Source organism: Streptomyces sp. NBC_00582 (assembly GCF_036345155.1).
GTDB lineage: Bacteria > Actinomycetota > Actinomycetes > Streptomycetales > Streptomycetaceae > Streptomyces.
Window position 1 is genome coordinate 10,493,618 of record NZ_CP107772.1, and the last position, 12,109, is coordinate 10,505,726.

Annotated in this window: 8 protein-coding genes; 2 read left to right on the forward strand and 6 right to left on the reverse strand. The window is 70.4% G+C overall.

The window, feature by feature from the left end:
• Positions 1-146 precede the first annotated feature (146 nt).
• Both OG852_RS47780 and OG852_RS47785 read right to left on the reverse strand, forming a co-directional pair.
• Positions 147-614 carry a transposase gene (locus OG852_RS47780; protein WP_330351322.1) on the reverse strand — a complete coding sequence of 156 codons (468 nt, stop codon included), beginning with the start codon at positions 612-614 and terminating at the stop codon, positions 147-149.
• A gap of 81 nt (positions 615-695) precedes the next feature.
• A complete protein-coding gene (locus OG852_RS47785) occupies positions 696-1,181 on the reverse strand; it encodes a hypothetical protein (RefSeq protein WP_330351323.1) in 486 nt (161 codons plus the stop codon).
• Between the two features lie 416 nt (positions 1,182-1,597).
• On the opposite strand from OG852_RS47785, the gene OG852_RS47790 reads away from it, so the two are divergent.
• Both OG852_RS47790 and OG852_RS47795 read left to right on the forward strand, forming a co-directional pair.
• On the forward strand, positions 1,598-3,865 hold the full coding sequence (locus OG852_RS47790) for an ATP-binding protein (RefSeq protein WP_330351324.1): 2,268 nt from the start codon (positions 1,598-1,600) through the stop codon (positions 3,863-3,865).
• A 414-nt stretch (positions 3,866-4,279) separates the two neighbouring features.
• Entirely contained in the window at positions 4,280-6,196 is a 1,917-nt protein-coding gene (locus OG852_RS47795; RefSeq protein WP_330351325.1) for a pectinesterase family protein, read from the forward strand.
• A 257-nt stretch (positions 6,197-6,453) separates the two neighbouring features.
• On the opposite strand, the gene OG852_RS47800 is transcribed toward OG852_RS47795, so the two are convergent.
• From OG852_RS47800 to OG852_RS47815, 4 genes are all read right to left on the reverse strand, one after another.
• Positions 6,454-6,918 (reverse strand): hypothetical protein, encoded by a 465-nt coding sequence (locus OG852_RS47800; protein ID WP_330351326.1) that lies wholly within the window; start codon positions 6,916-6,918, stop codon positions 6,454-6,456.
• Between the two features lie 279 nt (positions 6,919-7,197).
• The gene (locus OG852_RS47805) at positions 7,198-9,066 is read right to left on the reverse strand and encodes a hypothetical protein (protein ID WP_330351327.1); all 1,869 of its coding nucleotides are present in this window, start codon (positions 9,064-9,066) and stop codon (positions 7,198-7,200) included.
• The gene (locus OG852_RS47810; protein WP_330351328.1) at positions 9,063-10,088 is read right to left on the reverse strand and encodes an ABC transporter ATP-binding protein; all 1,026 of its coding nucleotides are present in this window, start codon (positions 10,086-10,088) and stop codon (positions 9,063-9,065) included. Before OG852_RS47810 ends, OG852_RS47805 begins: the two co-directional genes overlap by 4 nt.
• Positions 10,078-12,054, reverse strand: a complete 1,977-nt coding sequence (locus tag OG852_RS47815; RefSeq protein WP_330351329.1) for a dipeptide/oligopeptide/nickel ABC transporter permease/ATP-binding protein — start codon at positions 12,052-12,054, stop codon at positions 10,078-10,080. The genes OG852_RS47810 and OG852_RS47815 overlap by 11 nt, the downstream gene beginning before the upstream one ends.
• Between the last annotated feature and the right edge of the window lie 55 nt (positions 12,055-12,109).

Consider the following 12,109-nt stretch of genomic DNA (forward strand, 5'->3'; position numbering starts at 1 on the left):
ACGTGGCTCGAGGGTGATCTTCTGAGGGGCTTGTGGGCCGGGTGTGGAGCGGTGGCGTGGCTGGGCAGGGAGTGTCCGCTGGTCTGCCCAGCTCTTCCGCGATTGCGGCTCCGGTTGGGCCCTGGCGGGCGGGGTGGTCGGGGGCGTCAGGCTGCTTCGGGCGGGCGGTGGATGGTGTCGAGCAGGTGCGTCCGGGCGTGCTGCCAGGGCCAGTTGTCCGGGAGGTGCAGGGTGATGCGGCGGGCGGAGCGGGCGATCCGGGCGGGGACACGGACGAGGTGGGCGCGCAGGGTGGTGGTGGTGGTGGTGGTGGTGGCCTTGGCGTGGAAGGCCGAGTTCAGGGTGCCGGTGGCCCGCAGCAGGTTGTAGGCCATCGCCCACAGGATCAGCCAGGCCGCGTTGGCGTGGATGTGTCCGGAGGGCAGGTGGGCCAGGGCGGAGGCTTTGCTGTCGGCGATGACCTGCTCGACGACGGCGTGGTGGTGGTGTTCCCGCTCGGCCTGGAGGGCGGGGGCGGGGTTGTCGGTGAAGAACGGGTGGTAGCGCCAGACCGGGCACAGTTCGCCCTGCTCGCCGACGACGGCGGGTTCGGCCAGGTCACGGACGCGGCGCACGATGAGGCGGGCGGTGACCCGCTCGCTCTTCTTGCGGCCGGTGAACGCGGTGCAGGCGGGGACCTCGGCGACCTGGGCGCCTCAGATGAGTTCGCCGGTGTCGGGGTCGGGCACGGCGGTGGGGTAGGTGATCTGCTGCCATCCGGTGTCGTCGATGGCCAGGACGGCCCGTTTGGTGGAGGGGTTCATGCCGCAGGTGATCGAGAGGTGGGCCCCGGCCCGGCGGCAGGCGGCGATCACCCCGGCGTTGTAGAACTGCGAGTCCGCGCGCAGGATGTGCAGGCCGGTGCGGCCGGCCTCGACGGCGGTGGCCACCGCCTCGCTGACCAGCTTCGATGCGCCGACGTGACGTGACGTGACGTGACTCGACGAGCCCGGCGCGGCCGTCCTCGGGTTCGTTGTACGACGCGTCACGGACGCTCCGATGTCGAGCACGACCTTGCCCGGCGGCGCGGCGGCGGGAAGCTCCCGGTAGGGGGCCGACTGGATGCTTACCCCCACCCAGTCACCGGCGCGGGCCGCCTCCTCGGGTGCCGCGGCGCAGGCTCGCTCGCCGAGCTCGGCCACCGTCTTTGCCTGGGCTGGGCACCGCGCGATTGCGACACTACGACGTCGACCGCGATCGCGAGCCGGGCGAGGTTCGCGATGACGCCGGCCTGCTGCGCCCCGACCTCACCGCCGAGGATCTGGTCCTCTTCGGCGGCTCCCTGAACCAGGCCGCCCTGACGACCGGCGACAGCCACCCGGGCCAGGGGCGCCGCCTCCTTCGCCCGCAGAGCGAGCACTCCCTCAACCCACGTGGTAGGCATGCGCGAGGTATCGGCTTCCAGTGTGGAGTGCACTCGTTCGTTACTCAATGTGAGGTTCGCCCCATCCGGTGGTATGGCGACGTTACGGTGTGCTGAGATGGATTGTGTCCATGTGGGCCACTGGCTGACTGTCCCCGACCATCCGCCACCCGGGGCAGTTGGGAGGCGAAGATCGTGACCACCGTAGCGTCACGGGCGGGGAACCTGCCCGTCGCGTTCACCAGCTTCCTCGGCAGGCAGTCGGAGGTCACCAAGATCCGCGGCATGCTGCAGACGGTGCGACTGCTGACGCTCGCCGGCCCGGGCGGGATCGGTAAAACCCGGCTCGCGTTGGAGGTGGCCGCCCTCTCGGCGAAGACCTTCCCCGACGGGGCATGGCTGGTGGATCTGGCCCCGGTACGGGAGCCGGAGACGCTGGCTGGTGTGGCCGCAGCCGCGCTGGAGGTGCCCGACCTTGGCGGCCGGACCGCTGTGGAACGGCTCGCGGGACATCTGGCCGTGCGGCGGACGTTGATAGTGCTGGACAACTGCGAGCACCTGTCCGGTGCCTGCGCCGAGCTGGCGAAGACTCTGCTTTCCGCCGCCCCGGAGCTGCACATCCTGGCCACGAGCCGCCACATGCTCGGCTTCACGGGCGAGCATGTCTTCACCGTCGCCCCGCTGCCGCCGCAGGACGCAGCCGACCTGCTGCGGGACCGTGCCACCGCGGTCCGGCCCGAGTTCAAGGTCAGCGAGGCGAACCGGGTCCGGGTCGCCCGGCTGTGCGCGGATCTGGACGGGTTGCCGCTGGCGATCGAACTGGCCGCGTCCCGGCTGCGCACGCTCACCGTCGAACAGGTCGCGGACCGACTGGAGGACCGCTTGGGGCTGCTCACCAGCGGCAGCCCGACCGCGCCGCCCCACCAGCGCACGCTGCGCGGGACGATCGCCTGGAGCTACGAGCTGTGCGCCCCGGTTGAGCGGCTGCTGTGGAACCGGCTGTCGGTCTTCGCCGGCGGATTCGATCTGGACGCCGCCGACAGCGTGTGCGCCGTGGACGGTATCGGGGAGGACGAGGTCCTGGACCTCTTGGACCGTCTGGTCGGTCAGTCCGTCGTCCTGACCACCGAAACCGAGGGACTGCGGCGCTACCGGCTGCTGGAGTCCATCCGGCAGTACGGACAGGAGAAGCTGGTGGCGGCCGGGGAGGAGGAGCTGCTGCGACGGCGGCACCGCGACTACTTCCTCACCCTCGCCCAGCGCATCGACGATGGTTGGTACGGCCGCGGCCAGGCGGAGGCCCTGGCCCGGTTGCGCGCCGAGCACCCCAATCTTCTCGCGGCCCTCGACCAGGACGCCGACCCGCAGGCCAGGCTGGCGCTGGCCGCGGCGTTGGGCTTCCACTGGTGCGTCGGTGGATTCCTCTCCGAGGGGCGCCGTCAGTGCGACGTGGCGCTGGCGGCGGCGCCCGAGCCCACACCGGAACGCGGCCGGGCTCTGTGTGTGGCCGCTTGGGTGGCGCTGACCCAGGGTGACCTGGCGGCGGCCGACCGGTGGCTGGACGAGGCCGACGCCCTGGCGGAGCAGTTGGGCGACGCCGTCCTGCGCGCCCAGGTGGGTGGCTTCCGCGGCGTATCAGCGGACTACCGGGGAAAACCGGAGGAAAGCATTCCTCGGTACGAGGACGCGTGGGCCACCCTCACGGCTTTGGGCGATGAACGTCAAGCGACCTCCTGGTTGCTGGCACTGGCCTGTGTCCAGGCCTATGCCGCTGACCCGCGCGCCGCGGAGATCGGCAGCCGGCTGATCGCCGCCTTCGAGTCCGACGGGGAGCATTGGGGCCGCGCGCAGCTGCTGATGGCACTGGGCCACAACGCCTGGGACCGCCGTGACCGGGAGTCGGCCAAGGCGCTGACCCGGTCAGCGCTGGAGAACATGCGCGGCTTCAACGACTACGCGATGGTCGCGCGGATGCTGGAACTGCTCGCGTGGGCCACCGCCTCCGGCGGCGATCACGGGCGGGCTGCTCGCCTGCTGGGCGTTGCCGGTGCGCTGTGGCGTGGCGCCGGCACCTCCATCTCCGCCTTCGGCCCGCACATGGTCGAGCAGCATGCGTGCTGTGAGAAAGCGGTCACAGGCGCTCTGGGCACAGTGGCATACGCGCAGGCGCTCGCGGAAGGCGGCCGCTACGACAGCCCCAGGGTGGCCATCCAGTACGCCCTGGACCCTGCCCAGGAGTCGGCCGGATCGACTGTCGGCACGGCCCTGCTCACCGTCCGGGAGCGCGAAGTGGCGGCGCTGGTCGCCAAGGGGATGAGCAACCGGCAGATCGCCTCCGCGCTCGGGCTGTCGCCGCGGACCGTCGACCGGCACGTCCAGAACATCCTGGGCAAACTCGGCTTCGGCTCCCGCGCTCGTATCGCGTCCTGGTGGTCCGCCGCCGCCCAGGAATCCACTGCGTAGCACCGCGATACCCACAGCTCGGCCTCGCATACCCAGTACCCGGAACGCCGGCGCCTCGGTAGAAGTGCGCATAGCGCGAGTTCCTCCCGTACAGCGATGCTCCTGACACACACCTCAGTCACGACGGCTTCGGACACCGGGCAGAGGCGGTGCTCAAACCGCTGACCGGGTACCGAGTCACGTCTGACGGCAGGTGTGCACGCTCCCGGATCCAGCGAGGCCGCTGTCCGAAGCCGTTTCCCCACTCGGGGCGGGCAGCGGCCTTCGCACGTCCTCGACGCGCCTCAGTCGCACCGAATACCTGGAGAACAGCGCATGCCTCTTACCGACCTCACGGCATTCTCCGAAAAAGGGGTGCCGCAGCCGCCGCCTCCGCGGCGACGTCGCGCCCGCAAGGTCGCCGTCCGATCGATCGTGACCACGGTCATGCTGGCGATCTTCGCCACCCTGCTGGGCCCACTGGGCGTACTTCAGAGCGCGAGCGCCGCGACCGGCGCGGACGTCACCTGGCGGCTCAGCAGTGAGCCCGACGAGGCCAAGAACGACTACGCCGCCACGATCAACGCCATCAGGACGGCGATCAGCGGCAACTACCGGCAGCGGGCGGAGACCGATTCCGGCACCAACGGCCCCGCTGTAGACTTCACCCTCCCCGGCGGGGTGACCGACTACATCTCCGTCGACCTGCACGCTGAGGACAGCGTCGACTTCATCCGGGTGTTCATTCGCCGGTCGGACTCCTACGTCATGGGGTGGCGGCAGGGTGTCGAGAACGGTGTCGGTGATGTGACCCTCGGCCAAATCTTCCCGCTGGAGTCCGACGTGACGTTGCCGGGCACCGCTACTGATAGGTCGAACGTGAACACGGCGTACGTCGGGCTGTCGAACTACAACGACCTGGCGCAGCAAGGCGCCACCCGCGACGGCATGCAGATCTCTGTCGGTAGCCTCAACAATGCCGTGCTGACCCTCCAGGCCGGTGACAATTCCGTCTCCGGCTACGTCAGGGTCGCCGCGCCGGCGATCCTCCAGATCATCGAGGCACTCGCCGAAGGCGCTCGGTTCCGCAACCAGGCGGCCGGGATCGCCGCAGCGTTCGGCAACAGTCAGGGGTTCACCGTCACCCCGCAGTACATGGACCAGCAGAACAACTGGGCGAGCGCGAGCACCGCGCTCGTTGCCGCGCTCGGCGCGATGGCCGTACTGCTCCCGAACCCCGTGTCGTTCGGCGGCGTGACCTTCGTGTACACGGCGGCCCTCGCGCGGGTGATCATGATGGCCTACGAGGCGCCCTCGACCAGCACCCCGCGCAGGAAACTCACCGAGGACGAGACCAGCAACCTGTGGGTCGAGCCCGATGCCTTCGGCGACTACCCAACCATCCAGGACGCGATCAACGCCGTCGCCGACTACCCAACCATCCAGGACGCGAACAACGCGGCCCCTTCGGACGGTGTCCAGCACGTTCTCGTGCTCGCGAAGGGCACCTACCACGAGGCGATCACTGTCCCTGCGAGCAAGCGCAACCTGTTCATCAAGGGAGAGACGGGCAACGCCGCCGACGTCGTCATCACCGCCGACCGGGCGCACGGGACGATCAACCCCGCGACCGGCCTGGCGTACGGCACCGAGGGCAGCGCCGTGGCCACCTTCAAGGCGCCCGACATCACGGTCGCGAACGTCACGATCCAGAACACCTTCAACCCCGCCGACCACCCGGAGGTCGACGCGTACTCCACCCAGGCCGTCGCCGTGGCCGCCGAGGGGGACCGGCAGACCTTCACCCAGGACCGGATCATCAGCCGCCAGGACACCATCCTGGCCAAGGCACCGGTGGCCACCGGCCAGTACCGGCAGTACTTCGTCGGCAGCTACATCGAGGGCTCGATCGACTTCATCTTCGGCAACGCCACCGCGGTGTTCGACCGGGACAACATCGCCATGCGCAACTGGGTCGGCGGCACGGTGCTGGCGCCGAACACCGACTGGCGGCAGAAGTACGGGATCCTGATCACCGGCAGCCACATCTACACCAACGGTGTGCCAGCGAACACGATGTACCTCGGCCGGCCCTGGCACAACACCGCGGACGCCTGGCCCCAGGCGGTCGTCCGGGACACCGTGGTGGACTCGGGCATCACCTCCGCGCACCCCTGGACCGACATGACCTCCGACTACCCGTGGTCGTGGGCCCGGTTCAAGGAGTACAACAACTCCGGCACCGGAGCGGGCGTCGGCACGAACGCCCCGAAGATGACCTCCACCGAGGCCGCCGACTACACCGCCCAGAAGTACCTGGCAGGCACCGACGGCTGGAACCCGGTCCACTGACCGCAGCCGAGGTGACAGACACACAGCCCACCGGCAGCACTCCCGACCCGGCGGCGCGGTGAACCACGGCGGGGCTGGGGACACACAACTCTCCCCAGCCCCGCCGCTGGCTTTGAGGGCTGCGGCAGACGCTCACGGCAGGGCAGTTGGTCACCAAGTGAGGAGTCGTATCCGTAGACTCGCTTCGCCCGCACGGCTGCGTCCCGGCAAGCCGGTCGACTGCCTGCGGGTACCCGTCCGCGCAGGCCATCCAGGCGTCAGAGCGGGCAGCAGGCGTGCGAGGACCGTGGCGAGCGAGGTCTCCCGCTCGCGCACCGCGCCGAACCGCGGGCGCCCGGGCCCCGATGCTGGTCGGTCTTCTCCGGGATGGTGCACGCGATGCCGCGTTTGCGCAGGTATTGCGTCCTGAACGCGTGAAGGAGTTGGTAGTAGGACAGCTTCCGATTGCGGTGCTGTTTGGCCAGGCGGTGTCCGGCATGCAGGCGACGTGAGTCCGGTCTGCCCGCGCCTGGGGCCATGCCCGCCACGATGCTTGTCACCTTGGCGTCCGCCGAGGCGCCCGCGCTGTTCCTCGCCCCGGTCAGTTTCACCTTCTGGGCCGTCAGACGGGCAAGCCCGCACCGCTCGGCCAGCCGCATCACCGGGACCAGACCGGCATGCGCGACCAGATTCGTGTCGTCGAACGCGACCGACACCGCCGCAGCGGCGTGGGAAGATTGCATCTCGCGGGTGTTCTCTTGCTCTGTGGATGTGGAACCGTAGGAAGTCTCATCATCCCAGTTCAGAGGGGATCCGCGTCTTCATGTCCAAGCCCTGGACCGGCCATTGCCCGGCGGATCGCGGCTAAGTCCCTCTGCGCCCCTTCGTGTGAACGGAGGGGCGCAGTGCTGTGACGTCCGTGCTGTGACGTCCCGGCAGGGTCGACGCCGCTTCGGCCGTATGACGAAGCCGGCCTTCCGGACCCTGTGACCAGGTCCGGAAGGCCGGCCGGTGGCATCGGATCACACCGGTGAGACGGTGATCGCTCCCCGGTAGGAGCCGGGTCTGAGCGGCACCTCCACGCCGTCGACGGTGAAGCGGACCTCGCCCGAGGCGGCGACGACGCGCGACGACTCGTCGAGGGTGAGGCCGGTCAGGTGCGACGTGCCGGTCACGGTCCAGGTCGTCTCCGTCAGGGAGACGATCACCCCGTTGTTCACGGCCGGTGCCACGGTGTTGGTGACCTCACCGATCAGCCGCCAGTCCGCCGCACCGATGGTGGGCCTGGCGTGCTTGGCGACCGTCGACGAGATCACCCCGCTGAGCGTGCACCGTTCGAGGTCGAGCACCAGGTTCTTCCCGCTCGGCTCGGGCTCGGGCGCGATGCCCGTCTCGCCGCCCATGCGCTGGGGGCCGGTGCCGTTGAACCAGCCGTTGCAGAAGTCGCCGTCGGCCGTGACCTCGGTGAAGGACACCCGGACGTCGCGCTCGTGGCGTTCGGTCACGTCGAACCCCTCCACGGGGCTCGGGTCTCCCGGCTTCTCGTGGTACACACCGGAGTTGAGGAGACCGCCGTCCGGTCCGAGGCGCGGGCCGGGGTCGTCGCTGTCGATGATCTGGAGCAGGACACCGTCCGCCGACGCCAGGCGGGTCCCGGCGCCGCCGTCCACGGTGATCCGGGCCGGTACGCCCTTCACCAGGAAGACCGCCTTGCCGGTCTCGAACGAGGCGCCGTCGCGGACGTGCACCTGCGCGACCGGCGCCTCCATGTCGACGCTCGCGTGCAGCATGACACCGAAGCGGTCGGAACGGACCGTGGTCGGGTGGGGTGCGAGGGCGGCCGACTCCTCGGCGGTGAGGCCGAGTCCGAGCTCCTTGTCCACGGCCGCGACCGACGCGGCGTCGCTGGCGCCGAGGATGACGGTGTCACCGCCGACATCGATGATCATGCCGTAGTCACGGACCCGGAACTCGGTGCCGTAGTGCCGGTGGGTGGCCCCGCCCAGGGCGTAGGCGCCGTAGCCGCTGTCGCCGGTGACGACGACGGTGCTGTTGATCGTGGTCAGGCGTGCCCCGCTGCTGATGTCGTTGGACAGCACCCCCCACTTCTCCGTCTCCAGGTGGCAGTTGACGTACGTCGCGGAGCCGTGGTCGCCCAGGAGCTGGGTGGTGCGGCAGTTGCCGTCCAGGCCCAGCATCCAGGGGACGCTCTTCATCGTGCCGAACTCGGGGTTGGGCACGTAGTCGTCGGGCAGGACGCCTTCCGAGGAGCGCAGGTCGGAGTTCTTCACGACGAGGTCGCTGCCCTGGTCGGCCAGCACGGCGGTGCGGATGACCCCGTGGGTGCGGATGGTGGCGTCCTCCAGGACGAGCCTGGTGCCCTTGCCTGCGGAGACCACGCCCGCGCCCCAGCCGGTGAAGTCGTCGCCGCCGTCGCCGTCGAGCGTGATGTCGGCGCCGCGGACGACGTGGCGTCCGCCGGCCGCATAGACGCCGCCCAGCAGTGCGCCCTGGGAGACGATGGCGACATCGGCCAGCACCCCTTCCTCGTACGTGGCGCCCGGTGCCGCGGCGAGCACCGACCTGGCCGGTACGACGCCGTCCTGGTCGAGGTAGAGGGCCTGCGCCAGGTGCTGCTGGTAGGCGATGTTCATGAAGGAGAAGTCGACGACGTTGGACTCGGTCACGCTGAGCACGACCTCGCCGCGGTATTCGCCGGGTACCACGTCGCGGTGGACGCCGTCCACGGTGAGGGTGAGCTGACGGCCCTCGGGGGCCACCAGCCGTACACCCGCGGGGATCGTCAGATGGTCTGTCGCCGTGGTGGTCTCCACGGTGTAGGTCGTTCCCGACCGGAGTTCACCGATGCGGCCGGCGAGGGTGGCGCTCACGCTGTCTGTTTCCTTTCGCCCAGGGTTTCGCTGGCGGTTTCGCTGTGGGTTTCGCTGCCGGCGGGCAGTTCGCCGCTGCGATGGCACGCGACGGAGCGTCCGTCGGACTGCTCCAGCAGTCGCGGAGCGTCGGTGCGGCAGAGGTCGATCACGTCGGGGCACTGCGGGGCGAAGGGGCATCCCACCGCCTCGCCGGGGCCCGTCGGCCGGCCGCGCTGCGGGGCGCGGGTGACCCGGGGCGCGTCGACGGCGGCCTCCGGGATCGCGGCGACCAGCGCGCGGGTGTAGGGGTGCCGCGGGCGGGCGACGACGTCCTCAGCCGCGCCCTGCTCGACGAGCTGTCCCCGGTACATGACGAGCACGCGGTCGGACATGTAGCGCACGACGTGCAGGTTGTGGCCGATGAAGAGGTAGCTGAGGTCGTTGTCGCGGCGCAGTTCGCGCAGCAGGTTGAGAACCTGCGCCTGGACCGAGACGTCGAGGGCGCTGACGGCCTCGTCGCAGATCACCAGGGACGGTGACGGCATCAGCGCACGGGCGATCGCGAGCCGCTGCCGTTGTCCGCCGGAGAACTGGGACGGGAAGGTGTCGGCGGCGCTGTGCGGGAGCCCGACCCGGTCGAGCAGGTCCGTCATCCGCCGGTGGGCCTCCGCGCGGGGGGCGCCGGCGGCTTCGAGTCCCTCGCGCAGGCTCTGGGAGACCTTCAGCAAGGGGTTGAACGAGCCGTAGGGATCCTGGAAGACGACCTGGATGTCCTGCGCGAGGGCCCGGCGGCTTCTGCCCCGGAGGTGGGTGATGTCCTCCCCCCGGAAGAGGATCCGGCCCTCGGCCACGGGGACGAGGCCCAGCAGGGCCCTGGAGACGGTGGTCTTGCCCGAGCCCGACTCACCGACCAGGCCGAGGGTCTCGCCCACCCGCAGGTCGAAGCTGACGTCGCGGACGGCGGTCGTGGTGCGCCGGCCCGTTCCGAACCGCACGGTGAGGTTGCGGACGCTGAGCAGGACGTCGTCGTCAGCCGGCATGTTCCACGGTTCCTTCCAGCACGGCGACGCTGTGGACGCAGCGCGATCCATGGGCCGCGTCGAGCGGTTCGAGGGTGATCGTGCCGAGTTCGCACTCGGCCGTCGCGCAGGGGCAGCGGGCCGCGAAACGGCAGCCCGTCGTCCCGGTCCATGTCGAGGGGTCGGCCACGGAGCCGCGGATCGTCGGAAGTTCGGCGTCGGACAGCGTGTCGCGGCCCGGCTGGCAGGCGATGAGCTGCTTGGTGTAGGGGTGGGCGGGCGTCGTCAGCAGGGTGTCGAGCGGCCCTTCCTCCACCACCTGGCCCGCGTACATCACGATCGTGCGCCGGCACACCTGGGCCACCACGCCCCAGTCGTGGCTGACCAGCACCAGCGCCATGCCCGTCTCGGCCTGGAGGGTGCGCAGCAGTTCGAGGATGCCGGCCTGGACCGTCACGTCGAGGGCCGTCGTGGGCTCGTCCGCCACCAGGATTCGGGGCCGTCCGGCCAGTGCCCGTGCGATGGAGACGCGCTGCGCCATGCCGCCCGACATCTCGTGCGGGAACAGCCGGGCCGTCCGGGCCGGGTCGGGCAGCTGGACCATCTCCAGGAGTTCGAGGACCCGCGCGTGGACCGCCGCGCGGTCCGGACGGCCGTCCTCGTGGCGGCGCACCACCTCGGCGAGCAGGGCGCCGACCCGCATGGTGGGGTCGAGTGCCGTCATCGGCTCCTGCGAGACGTAGCCCACCGAGCCGCCGCGGTAGTCGGCGAGCTCCCTGCCCTCCAGGGCCAGCACGTCACGGCCGTCGAAGGTGAGGGAACCGTCCGTGATACGGCCGCCCATGCGCAGCAGCGCTCGCGCGACGGAGGTCTTGCCGCAGCCCGATTCGCCGACCAGGCCGACCGCGTCCCCCGGAGCGATGTCGAAGCTGACCCGGCTCGCGACGGCGACGTCCTGGCCGGAGCGGCGGTAGCTCACCGTCAGGTCGCGGACGGTCAGCAGGGCGTCACGGGTCGCTGGCGGGACGGTCGTGGCGGCGGGCCCGCCGGTGCCCGCCGGGGCCGCCTCGGTCCGGACGGCCGCCGCCGGCTTGAGCTTGATGGCCGGGGCCGCCTCGGCCCGCCCCCAGCTGCCGACGGTGGCGTCGCGGATGACGTCGCCGAGGACACCGAGGCAGAGGATGACGACACCGATCATGCCGCCGGAGATCAGCAGCAGTCGGGGGTCGCGGCTGAGCAACTGGGCGCCCTCGGCGACCATCGAACCCCAGGTGGGGTTGGGCGGCGTGGTACCGAAGCCCAGGTAGGCGAGGGCGACGGTGAGTTGAAGGGCCATGCAGCACATCAAGGTGGCCTGGACGAGGATCGGTCCGAGGACCCGGCGGAAGACGTGGCGCGCGACGATCCTGCTCGTGGGCACACCCGCGACGCGGGACGCGTCCACGAAGAGTTCGCTCCGCATGGCGAGCACGGGCCCGCGGATGTTGCGGACCATGGGCGGGGCCAGCAGCAGTGCCAGGGCGATGAGCGCGATCGAGAAGTGGTCCTGGAAGACGGAGAGCACCACGAGCACCAGGATGATCACGGGGATCGCCATGCCGATCTCCACGGCGGTCATGACCGCGCGGTCGAACCAGCGGCCCAGATAGCCGGCGAGCAGCCCCAGAGGTACGGCGACGGCGAGGGTGACGACCACGACGAGCAGGGCGTCACCGAGCGACACCAGGCCGCCGTGCAGCAGTCTGCTCAGGATGTCGCGTCCCAGCTCGTCGGTGCCCAGGGGGTGACTGCCGCTGGGCCCTTGGAGCGCCTGCGTCAGGTCCCCGGTGTTGGGAGGGGCCGAGGTGATCAGACCGGCCGCCAGACAGGCGCCCACCACGATCACCAGGATGGCCAGCGGGATGAACGTCGCCGGGCGCAGAAGAGTGCCCCGTAGTCGTCGGGCGCCGGAGCGACGCTCCTTCGCACCGTGGCCTGTCTCGCTCATGACGTCCGCCTCGACTTTCCGTCCTTAGTCGCTCGACCGTCATCGGTGACGGTTC

Coding starts and splice junctions, on each gene's coding strand:
- OG852_RS47800 (WP_330351326.1), bottom strand. CDS start 6,918: ATGCAATCTTCCCACGCCGCTGCGGCGGTGTCGGTCGCGTTCGACGAC.
- OG852_RS47810 (WP_330351328.1), bottom strand. CDS start 10,088: ATGCCGGCTGACGACGACGTCCTGCTCAGCGTCCGCAACCTCACCGTG.
- OG852_RS47815 (WP_330351329.1), bottom strand. CDS start 12,054: ATGAGCGAGACAGGCCACGGTGCGAAGGAGCGTCGCTCCGGCGCCCGA.